A 19,806-nucleotide genomic window follows, 5' to 3' on the forward strand; every position below is an offset into this window, starting at 1 on the left:
GATCCTCTTGGGGACAAACTCTACCTGTAATAGCTGGTAAAGAATTGTTTCTCCATATGACTTCTAAAGCACCTCTTATGTCTTCTTCGATTATTTTTGTGATAAAAGCAGGAATATCAATGTAAACAGGACACCCTTGGATACAAGGAGCGGGCTTACATTGAAGACATCTTTCGGCCTCTTTTTTAGCCAGTTCAAATGTATAACCTAGGTTAACTTCATTAAAGTCCTTATTTCTTTCTTCAGGATGTCTTTCTGGGGTTGGAACTCTTTCTTTTATAATTTTTCTTGGCATTTAAATCATCCCCCTCTCACGCTTCCACTTTTCAAAAGAGATCTTTTCTAAATCTTTGTAATAGTCAAGTCTTCTCATGAGTTCATCAAAGTCTACCTCATGTCCATCAAATTCTGGCCCGTCTACACATGCAAATTTTATCTCTCCTCCAGCGGTAACCCTACACACGCCACACATTCCTGTTGCATCCACCATTATTGGGTTTAAGCTAACTATGGTCTTGATTCCATAGGGTTTTGTTAATTCTGCTACAAATTTCATCATGATTGTAGGGCCTACTGCGTGAACAATGTCGATTTTTCTTCCCTCATCAATAAGCTTCTGTAGAGCATGAGTAGTAAAACCCTTCATTCCATAGCTGCCATCGTTTGTGGTCACTATTACTTCATCACTCACTGACTTTAGCTTTTCTTCCCAAAAAACTAGCTCCTTATTTCTGAAACCTAAAATAGATATAACATAATTGCCTGCTTCCTTCATAGCTCTTGCTACAGGATAAATTTCTGCAACCCCGACTCCACCACCAATCATGACAACAGTGCCAAACTTGTCTATGTGGCTTGGTTTGCCCAAGGGCCCTAAAATATCCAGAAGATATTGGCCAGCTTCGTATGTGCCAAGTTCATATGTGCTTTTTCCAACTTCTTGGGCAACGATTGTTATTGTTCCCGTCTCAATATTTTTATCAGCTATAGTTAACGGGATTCTCTCTCCTCTTTCATGGAGTCTGATTACCACAAACTGCCCTGGTTTCGCATGTTTAGCTATTTTAGGCGCCTCTATTTCAAAAAGATTGATATGGGGCGCTAATTTTTCCTTGTGAACTATCTTGAACACAAGACATCACCACAATTACTTTTGAGGTTTACTAATATAAACCTTTTCCAAATAGAGACACTGGTGCTCATAATTATACTAAGCAGTTATAAAATATCATTAATCCTCATTAGTGTGCCTCAAAGTATATGTTTGTAACGTTTGGTTAGTCACCATCCGTTTAAAAAATCCTTAAATCGGGTCTTTACAAACATAAAATTGAATAATAGATCTGGGTGGTTATCTTGCGGTACGTAAAGTTACCTCAGGAAAATTTTGAGGAATTCTTTAATTCGCTGAAGAAATGGGGCATTGTCTATGCTCCAGTAAAAAAAGAAAATATCTACTCATTTCAAAAAGTTCAGGATGTTTCAGAAGTAGCCTTGGATTACACAAGGACAATGCTTCCGCCAAAAAAGTTCTTTGTAAGGCCAAAAGACGAGATGCTTAAGCTTAAAGAGGGCCATTGGGAGGAGGCTAATGGCACAGAGCCTATAGTTCTCTTTGGGGTTCATTCCTGCGATATACACGGGTTAGAAATTTTGGACAAAGTTTATTTGAGTGATCCAGTGGATCCGTACTACAAAAAAAGACGGGAGAACTCAATAATAATAGGTATAAGCTGTATGCCAGATGAATACTGTTTTTGCAAGAGTTTGGGCACAGACTTTGCCATGCACGGGTTCGACTTGTTTTTACATGAGCTTCCCGATGGCTGGCTTGTCAGAGTTGGGAGTGTAAAGGGACATGAGATTGCATGGGGAAGTGAAGAACTCTTTGAGGAGCTAACTGAAGAAGACATGAAGAATTTTAGAGAATTTGAGGAAAAAAGAGCTAATTCGTTCCAGAAACACCTTAACAAAGAGGGACTTGAAGACATGCTTGATCTAGCATACAACAGTCCTGTGTGGAAGAAATACGAGAGAATCTGTCTTGGCTGTGGGAACTGTAACATGGTCTGTCCAACATGCAGGTGTTACGAAGTTTGTGACCTCTGGATGAACGCATATGAAGCAGTGAGAGTTAGACGCTATGATTCCTGTTTCATGGATAGCCATGGATTGGTGGCAGGGGGACATAATTTCAGACCAACTCGCTTAGATCGCTTTAGACATCGGTACTACTGTAAGAGTTACTTTGATCCCTCTGCGGGCTTTAATTGCGTTGGTTGTGGACGATGTGATGAATTCTGCCCAGCAAAGATAGAACACGTTAAAGTTCTTGATGAGGTAAGGGAGGGATTGCAATGACCTTCCAAACACATGATGCAAGGATTTTAGAGGTAAAAGAACTAACTTCAAGAGAGAAACTCTTCACCCTCCGTTTCGTTGATCCTGAGATTAACAGGAAGTTCAAATATAAGCCAGGGCAATTTGTAGTGGTTGACATCAGAGGATTTGGAGAGTTCCCAATAAGTCTTTGCTCAACTCCTACAAGAGAAGGCTATTTCCAGCTTTGTGTTAGACGAGTAGGGAGAATGACCAAATACATGCACAATTTGAAAGAGGGAGATATAGTTGGAATAAGGGGTCCATATGGTAACGGATTTCCAATGGAGAAGATGGAAGGAAGCACGTTAATCTTAGTAGCAGGCGGTCTAGGAATGGCACCACTAAGATCAGTACTTTGGTATGCCCTTGATAGTGGAAAATATGAAAAGATATATCTGTTCTATGGTACCAAGGCCTACGAGGACATTCTCTTTAGAGATGAGGTAATTCATCTGCTGAAACATGGAGAGGACATGAACTGTCACGTGAAACTTGCCTATGAGGTGGAAAGTCCCTCATGTATATATCTAGAAAAGGGCTACTCACCAAGAGTTTGTAAGGGAGTTGTCACGGATCTCTTTAGAGGAGAAAGCTTTGATGTAGAAAACACCTATGCTTTGATATGTGGTCCTCCAGTGATGTATAAGTTTGTTATCAAGGAGCTCTTAGACAGAAAGCTATCTCCAGGGAGAATTTACATGACTCTTGAAAGAAGAATGCGGTGTGGAGTTGGAAAATGTGGGCACTGTATCGTGGGAACAAGCACCTCAATTAAGTACGTGTGCAAAGATGGTCCTGTATTTACATATTGGGATGCACTTTCAACAAGGGGGCTGATATGATGCTCAAATTGGGTGTTTTTGAGCTGACTGATTGTGGTGGATGTGCACTAAATATCCTCTTCCTCTATGAAAAACTCTTTGACTTGCTTGAGTTCTACGAAATAAAAGAGTTCCACATGGCATCGAGCTTTAAGGAGCATGATACTTTGGATGTTGCCTTGGTTACGGGAACCGTCTCTACTCAGAGAGATTTAAACCTCCTCCATTATGCAAGAAACCATTCTAAATACCTCATCGCATTGGGAACATGTGCTACCCATGGAGATGTTCAGGCTAGTGTTGAAGGAAAAATAAGAGAGAAACTTGAGAAAGTTTATGGGACTAAAGCAAATCCGATGAGGGCCTTAGACTCAACTCCAATTGTTCAGCATGTTGCGGTAGATTATGCACTACCAGGTTGTCCTTATGATAAGGATGAGATTTACCAAATTCTCATGAATCTGGCTAAGGGCGTTGAACCACCAACAAAGGATTATCCTGTATGTATAGAGTGTAAACTGAATGAATACGAATGTGTCCTTATAAAAAGAGGCATTCCTTGTCTGGGACCTATAACTCTCGGAGGTTGCAATGCTGTGTGCATAAAGTCCAAAGTGGGTTGCATTGGTTGTAGAGGGCCACTACCCAAAGAAGCAAATCCAGCAAGTGAATTTGAGATTCTCAAGGAGCTCGGTTATGATGAAGAATACATTCGCAGAAAGTTTAAGACTTTTGCAAGGGGTGAGCTCAGATGGTAAGCATTGAAATAGATGCATTCACAAGGGTTGAAGGGAACGGAGGAGCAGAAGTTATCATTGAAAATGGAGAAGTAAAAGACGTCAAAGTTAAAATATTTGAGGGGCCGAGATTCTTTGAACTTCTTACCCTAGGAAGATATTACTGGGATGTCCCAGATTTAGAGGCAAGAATATGTGCGATTTGTTATCTCTCACATTCTGTTGCTTCAGTGCTTGGCATAGAGAGGGCCTTTGACGTCAAGGTTTCAAAAGAGATAGAACTTTTGAGGGAACTTGGACTTCTTGGGGAGCTTTTGGAGAGTAATGCCCTACACCTATACTTACTAGTAGCTCCTGATCTCTTTGGGTATCCTGATGCAATACGAATGGCAAGTAAACATGGAGAAATTGTCAAAGAAGGGCTAGCAATTAAAGCCTTTGGTAATTATATACGTGAAATCATTGGTGGAAGGGAGATACATGGCATTAACATCAAGCCAGGAGGATTTGGAAGGTATCCCACTGTAGAGGAATTAGAAAGAATGGAAAGACAAAGTGAGGCTTTATTGAGGCTTGCAAGAAGAGGAGTGGGAATATTCGCTGGCCAAGAAACACTTGGGGCTAAACCCGCGCACTATGTTGTAGTGAATGGGTACCTGTATGGAGATAAGCTCATAGCATCAGATAAAGATACCTTTGACTACTTTGAACGCATTGAGGAGAAAGCATTGTCGTATAGTTTTGCAAAGCAGAGTAGATATAAAGGCGAAATTTTCATGGTGGGTGCACTTCCAAGAGTCTTACTAAAGTCAGAAATGTTGACTCCAATGGCAAAACATCTCTATGAAGAGTACAAAGAGAAACTTGCTCAGGGTTATGTAAGCTTAAATAACCTAGCTCAAGCAATTGAGCTTGTTTATGCACTGGAAAGAACCAAGGAAATAACTAGAGAACTCTTAGACAAAGGTATAGATGGGGAAAATGTACCCATTGAGCCTCAAGAGGGAGAGGGGATTGGCTACGTTGAAGCGCCGAGGGGAGTTCTGATACACCACTATAAAATTGATGGAGATGGAAACATTGCATATTCAAATATTATCACCCCTACGGCATTCAACCACGCTATAATGGAACTCAGCCTTTATGAAGAAGCCAAAAGAAGGTATGGAACTTCAGATGAAAGTACATTTTTGCAGAAATTAGAGGAGACAGTAAGAGCTTTTGACCCATGTATTTCTTGTTCTGTGCACGTTGTTAGACTTTAGCACTTTTTTTCTTTACAAAAACTTTATATTTTTCAGTTCTGAAATTTGTAATAGGTGATATTTTGGAGTCCCTAAAGGACATCTTTAAACTTATTGATGAAGTGAAATTTGGGGAAAGTGTACTTATTGAGTATTATCGCTCTTTTATTCCAGAACTAACTACCCTTGGTCTTCTATATTATGCAAGAGAAAAGGGATTACCCGTTATCATTGATGATAATTTTGATGCCCTTCATGTTATTCAAAAGCATCTTGAATTTGTGGGCATTAAAGAAGACTTTAAAGATGCATTTGTTATAAAAACTGGTGGAAAGAGGGAAGTGGGAAATGTCGTTACAAGGATTAAATTCGTAAGTGAACCCGCCATCTATATAAAGAACTATGAAGACACGGGAAGGGCTATTTTTTCAAAGTTTGAAAGATCAATAAACATTGTTCTTGGTCTTGAGAGGTTATTCGCATTTGTTAGTTCTGTTCCAGAGTTTTATGCGTTGCTCTTATCAATACAATCATTCTTAGGCAATAAACGAAGGAAATCTTTCTACCTAATTAACAAAGACGTAGCATCTTCGAGTGAATTCAATCCTCTTCCAGAATTAGAGCGCGTGGCAACCACAGTGATTGAAGCAAACCCAACACCTACAAGTGGATTCTTCACTTTCAAGAAATCTACAAATCCGGAGTTACTAGGGAAGAGTATTGAGATTCCTATAGGGGTGATAGGATGGAGATAACGAAAGAACGTCTCTTCAATATGGTGGATAGGACTTCCTTTGGTGATTTAGTTCTAATAGAAGATGAAACTTCTTATGGGAGCACTTTGACTACCTATTTTTTTGTGAACTATGCACGTGAAAGAGGGCTAAAAATCCTTATTGATGATGTTTTAGATTCTCTCTTCTTAGTAAAAAAACATCTGGAGTTTTTACAGGTGCAGGAAGATTTCTCGGATGTGGTTGTGATCAAGACCGGTGGAAAGAAGAAGATCGGAAAAATCGTTGCGAGGATCCCCCTTGAAAGCGAGCCCGTGGTGTATCTCAGTCGTTATGAAAGTACAGCTAGGAGCGTTTATTCTGAAGGAAAATACATAAATATTGTTCTTGGTCTTGAAAGATTGTTTGCATTCATGCAGAGCCCGTTGGAGTTTTACACAGTTATAGACTCCATTCAAGGGTTTTTGGGGAATCGGAGTAGAAAGGCCTTTTATATAATAGACAAAAATGTAGCCTCAACATTAAAATTCAATCCCATTCCCGATTTAGAGGAGATAGCAACCACTGTCCTCTATATACAGGGAGAGTATGGGAGTGGAAAAATACGCTTTATAAAGACCCCCTTTGTTGAATGGTTGAATGAGGACTTTGAAATTGTGTTGGATAAAGTTCTAAAGTGGTAGGGATGGGAATTTTTGACAGGTTCTTTAGAAAGGAAAGAGTTGAGGTAGTCTCTAAAAAGCCGGTGGGGAAATTCAAAGTAGAGGAAGTTCTCAACATATTGGGGAAGCAAGTTATCATTGGAGAGGTTCTCGAGGGAGTTATATATCCGGGATATAAGCTCAAAGGAAGGGGAGTCGCTTTAATAAGAGAGATCCAAAAAGATAGGAAGAAAGTAGATTTTGCTCTTGAGTATGATCGTGTTGGGCTCGTTTTAGAAGGCACACTTAGTGCTGAAGGAGGAGAAGTTCTAGAGGTTTATCAAGCCTAAGGGCTTTTAAACCCTTTTTAGAAACTCTTTTTGGTGGTGGGGATGATAATATTTGACAATCATTTTCATGTCGATCCATTTAAGGGATTGTTTTTAGAGGCAGTTAAACAGTTTCATAGAGCTGGCGGGACCCATTTAAATGTTGTATATAAGACGGCCCATGATTATGGATTTGCAGGAGTTAAAGCGGAAGATTTTATAAAAGCCATGGATTTTCACTTGGAATTAGTGGAAAAAATCAACAAAGAAAGCTCTGTGAAGGCCTTTGCGGTGGTTGGTGTTCATCCAGCAGAATTTGCATATCTTGCTGAAAAGAAAGGCCTTGAATATGCTAAAAATGAGGTTATGAAAGCCCTCGAATATGCTCAAAAACTGTGTTTTGAGAGAAAGGCCATAGCGATTGGAGAAATAGGAAGGCCACATTATGAAGTCAGCGAAGAAATATGGAATGAGAGTATAGAACTCATGAAATATGGAATGGAATTAGCGAAAGAAGCTGATTGTGCTGTTCAACTCCATACAGAGAGCTTTAATGAAGAAAAGTTTAGAGAACTTGGAAGAATTGTCAGAGAAGTTGGAATTAAGCCATATAGGGTGGTTAAGCACTATTCACCACCGCTCATTAAGATTGCTGAGGAAGAGGGGATTTTCCCATCTATATTAGCGAGTAAAAAAACACTAATGGAAGCCCTTATGCAGGGAAGTAGATTCTTAATGGAGACAGATTATATAGACGATAAGAAAAGACCAGGAGCAGTTCTTGGGCCCAAAACTGTGCCAAAAAGGACTTTAGCATTTATTCAGCAGGGATTAATGGATGAAGATACTGCATACAAGATCCACATGGAAAATCCAAAAAAAGTTTACGGGATCGAACTAGAGGAGTAATCTTCTAACCTTCAGCTTTCATTTCTGTTTATTTTACTTTTCTGATTCGTTTGCTGTATATTAGCCCTTCGGAAGGAGGGAAATGAATCCATACTACCTCGCATAGATATCTTTGATTGTCTCAACAGGATTAGGAATTTGGTTAGATGTCCTTGATCCCATAAAGAGTCGTCTTATCGAAGTGCAGAAAGCATCCAGCAATGTGTTAGTGGGGATAAGTTTATCATTCTTTTTCGCTCTGCCATTGGCTACACTTCCAACCCTCATGAAACCGGAATGGCCCACATGGGGGGCAGTATTTTGGTCAGGTTTGGTTGGGCTTGCTTTTCTTTTCAAGTGGCGAGAGTACAAGAACATTGCACAGAAGTTGCTCCTCCAAGAAGCCATTGCCAAAGGCGTCGAAATTGGCATGAAAAAGGCAAAAGAAGGTTAAAGTTTTCCTTTAGTTTCTTCTTCACGTATTTGTTCCATTTTGAAGTTATTTCATCGACTCCTCATTGGGCATCTTTACCATTTCAGGAAGCTCTACTTTAAATCTCCACCCTCTCCACAACCCTAACCTTCCCTGGCTTCCCGACTTCCCCTTCAATCTCAAAGACCTTTCCAAAGAACTGCTCTACAACCCACACGTTGGTTATCAGATGCTTTGTGATTTCACTTACCCATATCTCTCCTCCAGCAAAGGCTAAAAATGGAATCAACTGATCTCCTAGGAACTTATCCACTGCATACCTTGGGGCTAGCTGTTCTATGAGTACCTTTGCAGCTTCTTTACCCACAATTTCTGCGGGTTTTCCTCTTTCTCCTAGAGCATCTCCACCCAAGCGAAGGACATCAGTATTTGCCCAGATAACGATTCCACTCCCAGGGCCGAAATGGGGATCTTTTCCTTGCTCATAATATTCTTCATGAATTTTTATTGGGAGGGAGGGGTAAACTCTCTGGAGGGCCTCTTTTGCAGCTTTTGCTTGTCTTATAGCCACATGGGAGGGCAGTCTTACAGCATGACTTATTCCCTCAAAGCTGTGGATTTTATCAAAAGTTCTTGCTACTAATGGTCTTTTTGTTTTCCATGGATATACCTTTCCGACGACAAAACCTCCACCTCTTGGATAGTGCCCCCGTCTCCTTATTTCAATCTCTACTTTCATTCCAAGCTTTTTAAGGGCATAAAGTGTTATATGTTTCAAATAATCCACTGGGGGAGACCATGCAACATCAGTTCCACCTGTTATTTCAAAAGTGACTTCTTCTTCAGCGAAAACCATAGCTGGAAGAAGAGCCTGAAGAACGAGACTTATACTGCCGGCGGTCTTTATGGGTACCTTAATATGTCTTGCTCTGATGCTCTTTGGATAAAATTCAAGCTCGGTCGAGCCTTCCTTGGCTCCCTTTACTTTCGCATCGGATAGTTCTTTTAGAGCTAGGATTCCATATAGATGTTGAGGTCTTAAGCCAGGGTTGGAGCGCTTGGCTCGGATATTGATAATCTTTATGGATTCTCCAGTAATTACTGAGAGAGCAACGGCTGTTCTGAGGATTTGCCCTCCACCTTCCCCGTAACTTCCATCAATGACTTTCATTCTTTTCACCGATAAATAATGAGAGCGCGTCCTTTAAAAGCTCTAGTGGTTCTTTTTCTAGCCTTTTGCTTTGAAGCCTTTTGAAGAGCTTAACAAGTATTAAAATGCTTTTAAAAGTTCTATACTTAGTAGGGATTTCCTCCACGATCTCTAGAGGGATTTCAAAACCGACTTCTTTTTCTAAGATTTCCTTCATTTCTTTGCTTCCTAGATAGGGTAGTTTTATTTTGATCGGGAGCACTATACCATTGTATTTTGTGGGATTTTTAGTGTCTACAATTATCGTAAATCTCTCTTTTATCTTCACAACTTTTCCTTTGAGTTTTAGGAAACCTTTTTCCTTAATCCTGAGGAGTTTTTCCAATAACTCGGGAGGGGGTTCTTGCAGGATTAGAAATCCCTTGTATGCTTTGAGAAATAGTGGAGCATTATATACATTACCATTTACTGTTTGGAATTCAAAATCTTCCACCGAATCAATGTATCCATCCCATACTATAACTGGAGGTTTTATGAGAATTTCTCCTTTGTTCTTTGCAATGACTTCATGAAGATTTTCATCAAAGATTTTTACAGTGAAATTCCCTATCTTCATGCTCTCGAATATTTTAACGGCGCCCTTAGTCACACTTTTCAAAATCTCTGAAATAGGAATTTCTGCATAATTTATTATTAGTGTATCCTCCATAAGCTCAAGAGGCTTAAGCTTTTCTTTGATACCCTCTGGAAGGTTAATTTCATCTAGATCGACTCTCAACGGTTCTTCTTTTAGCTCTATTCTTGCTGTCTTTTCCGTTCTTGTCTTAATTTCCTCTAGAAGATCTTGACTTACTGAAGTTATCTGGTAAATCTCTTTTTTCCCTTGAAGATATAAAACTCCATTTGAGAGCAATCTCAAGCCAAAACGAGCAAGAAACGCTGAAAGCTCGCTCTCAGTCCTTGTGCTTATTATTTCCTTCCCTTCAACGCTTTCGTATCCCTGATCTACAACGACAAAATCTGCTGGGTGTATGCCTTTTTCATAAAGAAATTGTTCTAACAATTCTTTTGCAAGATCTTTATTTTCTGCGTAAACTTTGATGAATTCAACTATCTCATTCCTTCTAACTCCGATAAGGATGACACCATTATACCTTTCTTTAGGTGTTAGGAGATCGGTTTCCATGATTTTTCTTAGGTTTTTCTCTCTTATATCCTTTTTCAAAGGCTCATGAAGCCTAAAGGTTCACCACTGTCAAGATCTATTATTTTTATCTCCCTCTTTCGTGTGTCTAAAAATGCCACGCTCTTTACTCCGCTTACGTACCCACATACTTCGCCTGGATTGAGAACTATGCTTCTACCGGTTTCCCTAATTTCATATTTGTGAGTATGTCCTCTAATGACTACATCATAAAGCTGGCTCTTGACGAATGCTTCTACGATCTTTTCCTCTGTACCATGGAGAACGATAATTCTAAGACCGTCTGCGTCTATTTCTAGGAGCTCATCTTTTACACCAATTGTGTTTTTTAGCCCTTCTCTTTCACCATCATTGTTGCCAAAAACACCTTTTAATGGTGCATTAAGTTTGGAGAATTCTTTTTTAACAAATGGGGCAATGTAGTCACCTGCATGCAGCACTAAATCCACACCTGCATTGTTAAAAACTTCAATAGCTTTTGAAATTGCCGGGAGGTTGTCATGAGTGTCACTCATTATGCCTATCAACATGTTATCACCTCTGATATACTCAAAAACTATGGGTTTATATTTTTATCCTGTTTAAAAACTCTTTCCACCTTTCGGAGAGATTGTTTCTCCATAGGCTAAAGCTTAAGAACATCACAGTATCAACATTTTATTGCACAATGTGGGTGAGATAGGATGTTAATAGGGAAAGCCCTTATTCCAGTTAAGGTACTAAGATCATTTGGGACATGGAAAAGTGGAGATACTATCCTAATAGAAGACTGGAAAGCGAAGGAACTCTGGGAAAGTGGAATAGTAGAGATTATTGATGAAAGTGAAAAAATAATTCGTGAGCTTGATCAAGTAATTGCTGAAGAGAAAGCCAATGAACCAATAATGCCGATTCCGGAGGGTCTCTATTCAAGGGCTGAATTTTATATATACTACTTGGAAAGCTATGTTAAGAATAGAGTGGAAATCGATATAGATGTCATTAATGCAAAGGTGACAAAACTTTCCAATCTCAAGAAAAAGTATCAACACCTGAAAAAACTCCGATTTAAAAAAATATTAACAGCCATAATGTTTCGCCCTGCGAGTTTGGAGATTTTAAGTAGACTTTCACCTGAAGAAAGAAAAATATATCTTCAGATTTCTCAAATACGAAATGAATGGTTGGGTGAGAGCTAATGGACAGGCAGGATATGATTGAGAGATTTGTAAAGTTCCTAAAGGAATATGCAGATGACGAGGGTAATCAAATATATCTGAACAAAATTAGAGATATTCTCACAGTTATTCCTAGAAGATCTATAGGGATCAGCTGGGAGCATTTAAACGCGTTTGATCCAGAACTTGCTGAAGAACTTCTTGAGTCTCCAGAAGAGGTTATTTTGGCTGCTGAAGATGCAATCCAAATAATTCTTCAAGAGGAATTCTTTAGGAAAGAACCGTTTAAGATTCATGCCCGCTTTTTTGAGTTACCAAAGACTTATCTCGTGAAAGAACTTGGGAGCGAACACATAAATAAACTTATCCAAGTAGAGGGTATAATAACAAGAATAACTGAGGTTAAACCCTTTGTTTCTAGAGCGGTCTATGTATGCAAAGACTGTGGGCAGGAAATGATCAGATTGCAAAAACCTTTTGCCACGCTCATAAAGCCAAACAAATGTGAGGCGTGCGGAAGTAGAAATCTTGAACTTGATGTGGATAAAAGTACTTTTCTGAACTTTCAGAGTTTTAGGCTTCAAGACAGACCAGAAAGCCTTAAAGGGGGTCAAATGCCGCGTTTTGTTGATGTTATTCTTTTGGATGATCTTGTTGATATTGCCCTTCCGGGTGATAGAGTTATAATCACAGGTGTTATGAGGGTTGTTCTTGAACAGAAGGATAAAAGACCTATATTTAGGAAAATAATTGAGGCAAATTATATAGAACAGCTCAGCAAGGAAATAGAGGAGCTTGAGATAACTCCGGAGGATGAACAAAAGATTAAGGAACTTGCAAAGAGGAAAGATGTTGTGGATGTTATAGTTGATTCTATCGCACCTGCAATATATGGAATGAAAAAAGAAAAGCTGGGTATAGCGCTCGCATTGTTCGGTGGAACAACAAGACAACTTCCTGATGGAACAAGGCTGAGGGGAGAAAGCCATGTTTTGCTCGTGGGAGATCCTGGAGTAGCGAAAAGTCAGCTTCTCCGTTATGTGTCTAATTTAGCGCCAAGGGCCATTTATACAAGTGGGAAGAGCTCAAGTGCAGCCGGGCTTACGGCCGCAGCCGTCAGAGACGAGTTAACAGGTTCTTGGGTTTTAGAAGCTGGTGTTTTGGTCTTAGCTGATATGGGAATTGCCCTAATTGATGAAATAGACAAGATGAGCGATAGGGATAGAAGTGCGATACATGAAGCCCTTGAGCAACAGAGCTACCATAAGGATTTTGAAATTTTCTTGGCTAATGGCCAGAAGGTTAAAATAGGCCAATTCGTCGATAAACTAATTGAAGAGAATCGGGATAATGTTATCATTGGTAAAGATACTGAAATACTCCCCATTAATGATGTTTATCTTCTGGCCTACGATCTTGAGAAAAAGGAAGTGATAAAAGTCAAAGCTGATCGCGTAAGCAGGCACAAAGCTCCAAAAGAGTTTATAAAACTTCGTTTTTCAAATGGAAGAGAAATAATGGTGACTCCTGAGCATCCAATAATGGTATGGGAAGATGGAGGAATAAAGGAAAAACCAGCAGAGAAGATAGAGAGAGATGACATTGTTATAGGTGTGGTAGGTTATTCATTTGAGGGTTCTTCAGAAGGTGGCAAGGACCTGGCGTTGTCACTTTTCAGCGAGAAAAATCCATTTAGATTTAAAAAAGGCATACAAATACCGGAAAGAGTATTCACACTAAAAGAAGAGGAATTAAAAGAGTTTGTTCGAGTGATATGGGAACGTAGGAAATGTAGACTCAATGGACGGGAATGTATAAGGATACCCACGCGAAAAATGGCCGAAGATCTTCAAGATATATTGTATATTCTTGGAGTGCCCACTAAATTGAGGGAAATAAGGCCTGCTTATTCTTTAATTCCATACACAACCAGGGGTATTAGACGATTATCCGAAATACTTGGAGAGAAGGTTATGAGTGATGAAACCGAATATTTCCCAGGGGATATAGTAAAGGAACTTATAAAATCCGCGAGGCTCATTGGAGTGAGAGTATCAATTAATGAAAGGAATAAACTCACAAGGACTATAACAAAAAGAGAGCATGTTGAAAGTCTTTTGAAAAGAGTTGAGGAAAAGATAGAGGATCTTCAAAAGTCATTGAAAACTAACCCTGTGGAAACATTAGAGGTTCTTCCCCAGTCCTACGTGTATTGGAGGTATAGGATAAGTAAGAATAAATTGAGACAGCTCGTAATAAAAAATGATCCATGGGCATTGAGGATACTAAGTAGTGAGATAGAAACGAGAGTAGAGGAAGTTAGGAACATTGTAATGAAAGTTAAGGAACTCATGGAAAGAAATATCCTCTTCCTTAAGGTTATTAGAGTGGAAAGGGTTCCAAACACTGACTCAGAATGGGTATATGACGTTACTGTTGAACCATATCATCTTTTTGTTTCTCATGGGTTGGTGCTTCACAATACAGTTAGTATTTCAAAAGCAGGGATTACAGCAACTCTAAATGCAAGAACGACTGTTATAGCAGCTGCAAATCCAAAATATGGGAGATTTAATAGGATGAAATCTCTCCCAGAACAACTTGATCTTCCTCCTACGTTGTTAAGTAGATTTGATCTTATTTTCGTACTCCTGGATGAACCGGATGAGAAATTTGATTCTGAGATAGCGGAGCATATCCTTAAGGTTAGGAAGGGAGAAGCAGAGTTAGTTGCTCCTAAAGTCCCTTATGATCTTTTAAAGAAGTATATTGCATATGCGAGGAAAAATGTTCAGCCGATTCTTAGCAAAGAGGCTATGGAGGAAATAAAACGCTATTATGTAAAAATGAGAAGAACGATAGGTAGGGGATCTGAGAGCGAAGGTATTAAGCCTATACCCATTACGGCCAGACAACTTGAGGCTCTTATAAGACTTAGTGAAGCGCATGCTCGCATGAGATTGAGTGAAGTGGTTACAAAAGAGGATGCAAAAGCAGCTATAGAGCTTGTGGAGTACACTCTAAGGAGAACTGCAATGGATGAGGAGGGTAATATTGATGTCAGCATTCTAGAAGTTGGAAAGTCTTCGAGAAAGATTAACAAAATGGATAGGGTACTAAGCATAATAAAAGAGCTCCAAGACCTTGAAGATTATGGTGCACCAAGAGATGAAGTGATAAAAGAAGCTAGCAGGCAGGGGATAAGTAGAACAGAGACTGAGAAAATAATAGAGGAACTTAAGGCAAATTCAATGATATATGAACCAAGATCCGGGTATTACAAGGTTTTGTGAAAAAGTTAATAAAGCAAGTTCAGAAAGTATAGCAGGGTGAGGAAAAATGGAGCATGATTATCACGATTATGAAAAACTATTGGAGAAGGCTTATGAGGAACTTCCTGAGAACGTGAAACATCATGAATCTAGATTTGAAGTTCCTGCTGCAGTTGTCACTATAGAGGGTAACAAAACTCTGATAGAAAACTTTAGAGACATCGCTGAGGCCATGAACAGAGACCCGAACCACTTACTTAAATTTGTCTTGAGAGAAGTTGCTACTGCTGGAGTTTTGGAGGGAAGAAGAGCAGTACTTCAAGGCCGTTTTACTCCTTACATGATAGCCAACAAGCTGAAGAAGTATCTTAAAGACTATGTTATCTGCCCTGTTTGTGGGTCACCTGATACAAAGATCACCAAAAAGGATCGCTATCACTTCTTGAAGTGTGAAGCTTGTGGTGCGGAAACTCCAATAGCACATCTCTGAATTTTATTTTATCTCTTCTTTGATCACATGTATTCTTTTGGACATTTCATGGCTATGAAAACCCTTTTAAAGGCCTTTACAAACTACAAAGTAGTTAACCAATGGTTATGGGGGCAGTCTTATGAGCATGGAAGAGAAGGTTAATGAGTTACATAAAAAGAAAGAAAAAATTCTGGAAATGGGTGGAGAAGCTAGAGTTCAAAAGCAACATGAGAAAGGCAAACTCACGGCAAGAGAGAGAATTGAGAAGCTTCTTGATCCAGGGAGTTTTGTTGAAATTGGCATGTTTGTGAAACACAGAAACACGGAATTTGGTCTTGATAAGATGGAGCTTCCAGCCGATGGTGTTATAACTGGTTATGGTACGATTGATGGAAGATTAGTATTTGTTTTTGCTCAAGATTTTACAGTGATGGGCGGTAGTTTAGGAGAGATGCATGCTGCTAAGATAAAGCGTGTCATGGAACTGGCTTTAGAAGCTGGTGCCCCGATAATAGGCCTCAATGATTCCGGGGGAGCGAGAATCCAGGAGGGAGTGGATGCCCTTAAAGGATATGGTGAGATCTTTAAGATGAATACAATCTTGAGTGGTGTTGTTCCCCAAATAACTGCTATTATGGGACCCTGTGCTGGTGGAGCAGTTTATAGCCCAGCGATTGGCGATTTTATTTTAATGGTTGACAATCCCTCGAGCTTTATGTTTATCACAGGTCCACAAGTGGTTAAAGCAGTCACTGGAGTGGAAGTATCTCCAACTCAACTTGGTGGCGGCATGATTCATGCTCAAAAGAGTGGCCAAGCTCACTTGGTTGCCAAAAGCGATGAAGAAGTACTTATGCTAATTAGAAGGCTTGTAAGTTACCTCCCTTCAAACAATATGGAGAAGCCACCAAGGTTCCCAACCAATGATCCACCATTTAGAAAGAGTGAAAAACTTTACGAAATTGTCCCTGATGATCCAAATAAGGGCTATGATGTCAGGCAGGTTATTTATGAAATTGTGGATAGAGATGCAAATGGAAATCCTGATTTTCTCGAAATCCTACCATACTTTGCTCCAAATGCAGTCGTGGGTTTTGGAAGAATGAACGGTCAAACAGTAGGAATTATTGCTAACAACCCAATTCACTTGGCTGGTGTTCTTGATATCGACAGTTCAGATAAGATTGCAAGGTTTGTGAGAACCTGTGATGCATTTAACATTCCAATAGTTACCCTTGTGGATGTTCCGGGGTATCTTCCAGGAGTGCAACAGGAGTATGGAGGAATCATTAGACATGGTGCTAAGGTTTTATACGCTTACTCAGAGGCAACGGTCCCCATGGTCACAATTATCTTAAGAAAGGCTTATGGTGGGGCTTATCTTGCAATGGGGAGCAAGCACCTTGGAGCAGACTTTGTTTTTGCCTGGCCAACAGCAGAGATAGCAGTTATGGGCCCAGAAGGTGCGGCAAATATCATCTTCAGGAAAGAGATTGCTAAAGCCGAAAATCCAGAGGAAGTTAGGCAACAAAAGATCCGAGATTACAGAGAGAGATTTGCCAATCCATACGTTGCTGCGAGCAGGGGTTATATTGATGATGTCATTGACCCCGCAGAAACTAGAGGTAAGATCATAATGGCCCTCGAGGCCTTAGAGAGTAAGAGGGTTAAACTCCCACCAAAGAAACACGGTAACATACCATTGTGAGGTGCAAAAAATGGTTACTTGGGAATTTTTCCTTGAGGGCCTTTATATTACTATTTTAGGAGTAACCGTGGTTTTCTTAGTGCTGAGCATTTTGGCATTAGCAATGTATGGTATTGGGTACTTGGAGAGGACATTAATTGAAAAAGAAAGGCAAGTTGTTGAGGCTCCACCAAAACCTAAGGAAGAAGTTAAAGTGGAGGAAAAGAAACCATCTATCGAACCAAAGAAGCTCGCAGTTATCACTGCAGCAATTTTGGCCTATGTAGCCGAGAAAAATGCCCAACTCAGGCCGTTGCCATTTAAGAAAAAACCTTCAGACGCTTGGCGTTTATATGGTGTTCAATCTCAAATAGAGGAAGTTGAAAACTTTAATTATGAAATGGGGGCATGGTGAGGATGAAAGGTAAAGTCAAGGTCATTGTTGATGGTGTTCTTTATGAAGTTGAAGTTGAAGAACTTGGAGGAGGAAGATTTAAAGTCAGCTTTGATGGAGAAAGTTATGATGTAGAAGCTAAAGATCTTGGAATTCCGATGGGAGCATTTCAAGCACCTGTTCAAAGTGTAAGTGTACCCTCTACACCTGCACCACTTCCTTCGGCCCCAACTCCCACAGCTCCAGTTGAAGTGCCTAGTGCTCCTGCACCATCTGTTAGTGGGGAAGGTGTAGTTACTGCTCCAATGCCTGGTAAGATCTTGAAAATTCTCGTTAGGGAAGGAGAGCAAGTCAAATTAGGCCAGGGACTTCTTATTTTGGAAGCCATGAAAATGGAGAATGAGATTCCCTCCCCAACAGATGGAGTTGTAAAGAGAATTCTTGTTAAGGAAGGGGACACAGTTGACACAGGACAAGCATTGATAGAACTTGGGTGATGGAGAATGGGGTTGGAGCAAGCAATAGTTGACTTTTTTACTAATATTGGTCTTTTTCATCTAACAATAGGAAATGTAATAATGATCTTAGTTGGGTTTACCTTAATGTATCTGGCCATAAGGTATGAAATGGAACCTTTGTTATTGCTCCCAATTGGGATTAGTGCTGTATTGGTAAACCTTCCCTTAACAGGAATTTTGAGCGCTGATCCACATCATCCAGGGTTGTTTTATCTTATCAAGCACTATCTCATTGATACAGAAATAGTGCCATTGCTAATATTCTTCGGATTGGGAGCAATGACAGATTTCGGACCAATGATTGCGGATCCAAAAACGGCTTTACTGGGAGCAGCAGCTCAGATAGGTGTTTTTATTGCAATGCTTACAGCCGTTGCTTTAGGTTTTAACCTCCAAGAAGCAGCTTCAATAGGGATTATTGGTGGGGCTGATGGACCAACTACAATTTACCTTACAACAAAGCTTGCCCCCCATTTACTTGGAGCTACTGCTGTTGCAGCTTACTCTTATATGAGCCTTGTTCCAATAATCCAGCCACCGGTGATTAAGGCCCTAACGACACCAGAAGAAAGAAAAATAAGAATGGAGCAATTAAGACCAGTTTCAAAGAGAGAAAAAGTTATCTTCCCAATTGCTTCAATGATAATTATCGGTCTTTTAGTGCCTTCAGCTGCTCCGTTAGTTGGAATGCTAATGATAGGAAATCTCTTTAGAGAAAGTGGTGTCGTTGAAAGACTCAGTAAAGCTGCTAGGGAAGAACTCATGAACATTGTCACGATCTTCCTCGGTCTTGGTGTTGGTTCTACAATGCAGGCAGAAAGCTTTTTGACCTTAAGTACTATAAAGATCCTCCTTCTTGGTGTCATCGCTTTTGCTAGTGCTACTGCAGGAGGAGTTCTCTTAGGAAAGTTTATGATGAAACTCAGTGGTGGAAGGATAAACCCAATGATTGGTGCAGCTGGAGTATCAGCAGTCCCGATGAGTGCAAGAGTTGTCCAAAAACTAGCTACAAAAGAGGATCCTGGGAACTTTATCCTCATGCATGCTATGGGCCCAAACGTTGCTGGAGTTATTGGAACTGCAGTAGCTGCTGGTGTGCTATTGTCAGTTTTAGGGTGATTTTTCTTTTTTCACTATAATTTGTCACTAAATTGTCCCGTAAATTCGTTTTTAGAATTAATTAAGGTCTTTTAAAGTTTTAAAAAGAAGAATTTAAAGTAAAGAAGAGAAATCACATCATACCGGGCATTCCGCCCATTCCGCCACCCATTTCGCCGCCTTTACCTTCGCCTTTTGAGAGTTTTGCTGCTATGACATCGTCGATTCTGAGGATCATTATTGCAACTTCACTTGCACTCTTTATTGCTTGTCTCTTTACTCTTGCTGGTTCAATTACTCCTCTTTCGATCATATCTGCTGGTTCGCCACCGAAAACATCGACACCTATTGCTTTTCCTTTGTTCTTGTGCTCGCTTATTGCTTTGACGAGAACGTCAATTGTGTCAAGTCCAGCGTTTTCTGCAAGGGTCTTTGGAATAATCTTCAATGCTTCTGCAAATGACTCAATGGCAAGTTGCTCTTTTCCACCGACTTGTTTGGCAAATTCATCTATCTTAATGCTGAGTTCAAGCTCAGTAGCTCCTCCACCAGGTAAAATTGCACCATCTTCCATAACATCTTTGACGACTTTTATTGCGTCTTCGAGGGCTCTTTCTACTTCGTCAACGACGTGTTCTGTTCCTC

The 19,806-nt window shown here is 40.0% G+C and carries 21 protein-coding genes and 1 pseudogene; 16 read left to right on the forward strand and 6 right to left on the reverse strand.

Annotated features, from left to right (window positions below; translation table 11 throughout):
* Together EP1X_RS09215 and EP1X_RS09220 are read right to left on the reverse strand one after the other, a co-directional pair.
* A pseudogene (locus tag EP1X_RS09215) lies at positions 1-295 on the reverse strand (dihydropyrimidine dehydrogenase); the annotation flags it as partial.
* Positions 296-1,132, reverse strand: a complete 837-nt coding sequence (locus tag EP1X_RS09220) for a sulfide/dihydroorotate dehydrogenase-like FAD/NAD-binding protein (RefSeq protein ID WP_055283851.1) — start codon at positions 1,130-1,132, stop codon at positions 296-298. It abuts the pseudogene before it with no gap.
* A gap of 224 nt (positions 1,133-1,356) precedes the next feature.
* Here EP1X_RS09220 and shyB point away from each other — a divergent pair, with 224 nt between their 5' ends.
* The 9 genes from shyB to EP1X_RS09265 all read left to right on the forward strand — a co-directional run bounded on the left by shyB (position 1,357) and on the right by EP1X_RS09265 (position 8,230).
* Positions 1,357-2,361, forward strand: coding sequence for an NAD(P)-dependent hydrogenase/sulfhydrogenase 2 subunit beta (gene shyB, locus EP1X_RS09225; protein ID WP_055283853.1), 1,005 nt, complete (start codon positions 1,357-1,359; stop codon positions 2,359-2,361).
* Positions 2,358-3,224 (forward strand): NAD(P)-dependent hydrogenase/sulfhydrogenase 2 subunit gamma, encoded by an 867-nt coding sequence (shyC, locus tag EP1X_RS09230; RefSeq protein WP_055283854.1) that lies wholly within the window; start codon positions 2,358-2,360, stop codon positions 3,222-3,224. The genes shyB and shyC overlap by 4 nt, the downstream gene beginning before the upstream one ends.
* Complete coding sequence (shyD, locus tag EP1X_RS09235; RefSeq protein WP_055283856.1) at positions 3,221-3,961, forward strand: NAD(P)-dependent hydrogenase/sulfhydrogenase 2 subunit delta; 741 nt, start codon at positions 3,221-3,223, stop codon at positions 3,959-3,961. The genes shyC and shyD overlap by 4 nt, the downstream gene beginning before the upstream one ends.
* Complete coding sequence (shyA, locus tag EP1X_RS09240; RefSeq protein WP_055283857.1) at positions 3,955-5,205, forward strand: NAD(P)-dependent hydrogenase/sulfhydrogenase 2 subunit alpha; 1,251 nt, start codon at positions 3,955-3,957, stop codon at positions 5,203-5,205. Before shyD ends, shyA begins: the two co-directional genes overlap by 7 nt.
* Before the next feature lie 62 nt (positions 5,206-5,267).
* Positions 5,268-5,939 (forward strand): DUF257 family protein, encoded by a 672-nt coding sequence (locus tag EP1X_RS09245; RefSeq protein ID WP_055283859.1) that lies wholly within the window; start codon positions 5,268-5,270, stop codon positions 5,937-5,939.
* Positions 5,930-6,601, forward strand: a complete 672-nt coding sequence (locus tag EP1X_RS09250) for a DUF257 family protein (protein ID WP_055283861.1) — start codon at positions 5,930-5,932, stop codon at positions 6,599-6,601. The genes EP1X_RS09245 and EP1X_RS09250 overlap by 10 nt, the downstream gene beginning before the upstream one ends.
* Positions 6,602-6,603: 2 nt before the next feature.
* Positions 6,604-6,909 carry a tRNA-binding protein Pbp11 gene (gene pbp11, locus EP1X_RS09255; RefSeq protein WP_055283862.1) on the forward strand — a complete coding sequence of 102 codons (306 nt, stop codon included), beginning with the start codon at positions 6,604-6,606 and terminating at the stop codon, positions 6,907-6,909.
* Between the two features lie 42 nt (positions 6,910-6,951).
* Entirely contained in the window at positions 6,952-7,797 is an 846-nt protein-coding gene (locus tag EP1X_RS09260; RefSeq protein WP_055283863.1) for a TatD family hydrolase, read from the forward strand.
* Between the two features lie 112 nt (positions 7,798-7,909).
* On the forward strand, positions 7,910-8,230 hold the full coding sequence (locus tag EP1X_RS09265; RefSeq protein ID WP_055283865.1) for a hypothetical protein: 321 nt from the start codon (positions 7,910-7,912) through the stop codon (positions 8,228-8,230).
* Between the two features lie 97 nt (positions 8,231-8,327).
* Here EP1X_RS09265 and rtcA read toward each other — a convergent pair whose 3' ends face one another.
* Genes rtcA through EP1X_RS09280 form a run of 3 tightly spaced genes read right to left on the reverse strand, consistent with a single transcriptional unit; the run spans position 8,328 to position 11,093 of the window.
* On the reverse strand, positions 8,328-9,380 hold the full coding sequence (gene rtcA, locus EP1X_RS09270) for an RNA 3'-terminal phosphate cyclase (protein WP_055283866.1): 1,053 nt from the start codon (positions 9,378-9,380) through the stop codon (positions 8,328-8,330).
* Positions 9,367-10,545, reverse strand: coding sequence for a hypothetical protein (locus tag EP1X_RS09275; RefSeq protein WP_055283882.1), 1,179 nt, complete (start codon positions 10,543-10,545; stop codon positions 9,367-9,369). Before EP1X_RS09275 ends, rtcA begins: the two co-directional genes overlap by 14 nt.
* Positions 10,546-10,580: 35 nt before the next feature.
* The gene (locus EP1X_RS09280; protein ID WP_055283869.1) at positions 10,581-11,093 is read right to left on the reverse strand and encodes a metallophosphoesterase; all 513 of its coding nucleotides are present in this window, start codon (positions 11,091-11,093) and stop codon (positions 10,581-10,583) included.
* A gap of 153 nt (positions 11,094-11,246) precedes the next feature.
* Between EP1X_RS09280 and EP1X_RS09285 the strand changes: the two genes are divergently transcribed.
* The 7 genes from EP1X_RS09285 (at position 11,247) to EP1X_RS09315 (ending at position 19,182) form a co-directional block, all read left to right on the forward strand.
* Positions 11,247-11,741 carry a hypothetical protein gene (locus EP1X_RS09285; RefSeq protein ID WP_055283870.1) on the forward strand — a complete coding sequence of 165 codons (495 nt, stop codon included), beginning with the start codon at positions 11,247-11,249 and terminating at the stop codon, positions 11,739-11,741.
* Positions 11,741-15,013: an intein-containing Cdc46/Mcm family DNA replicative helicase gene (locus EP1X_RS09290; protein ID WP_055283872.1), complete on the forward strand. Its 3,273-nt coding sequence runs from the start codon at positions 11,741-11,743 to the stop codon at positions 15,011-15,013. Before EP1X_RS09285 ends, EP1X_RS09290 begins: the two co-directional genes overlap by 1 nt.
* A gap of 46 nt (positions 15,014-15,059) precedes the next feature.
* Positions 15,060-15,482: a translation initiation factor IF-2 subunit beta gene (locus tag EP1X_RS09295; RefSeq protein ID WP_055283873.1), complete on the forward strand. Its 423-nt coding sequence runs from the start codon at positions 15,060-15,062 to the stop codon at positions 15,480-15,482.
* Positions 15,483-15,603: 121 nt separating this feature from the next.
* Complete coding sequence (locus tag EP1X_RS09300) at positions 15,604-17,172, forward strand: carboxyl transferase domain-containing protein (RefSeq protein WP_055283875.1); 1,569 nt, start codon at positions 15,604-15,606, stop codon at positions 17,170-17,172.
* Positions 17,173-17,182: 10 nt separating this feature from the next.
* Positions 17,183-17,566: an OadG family protein gene (locus EP1X_RS09305; RefSeq protein ID WP_055283876.1), complete on the forward strand. Its 384-nt coding sequence runs from the start codon at positions 17,183-17,185 to the stop codon at positions 17,564-17,566.
* 2 nt (positions 17,567-17,568) lie between these two features.
* A complete protein-coding gene (locus EP1X_RS09310; protein ID WP_055283878.1) occupies positions 17,569-18,042 on the forward strand; it encodes an acetyl-CoA carboxylase biotin carboxyl carrier protein subunit in 474 nt (157 codons plus the stop codon).
* Between the two features lie 6 nt (positions 18,043-18,048).
* Positions 18,049-19,182: a sodium ion-translocating decarboxylase subunit beta gene (locus EP1X_RS09315; RefSeq protein WP_055283880.1), complete on the forward strand. Its 1,134-nt coding sequence runs from the start codon at positions 18,049-18,051 to the stop codon at positions 19,180-19,182.
* 112 nt (positions 19,183-19,294) lie between these two features.
* On the opposite strand, the gene EP1X_RS09320 is transcribed toward EP1X_RS09315, so the two are convergent.
* A partial coding sequence (locus tag EP1X_RS09320) for a TCP-1/cpn60 chaperonin family protein (protein WP_305809544.1) occupies positions 19,295-19,806 on the reverse strand: 512 nt, incomplete at its 5' end.

This window comes from Thermococcus sp. EP1, assembly GCF_001317345.1.
Lineage (GTDB): Archaea > Methanobacteriota_B > Thermococci > Thermococcales > Thermococcaceae > Thermococcus_A.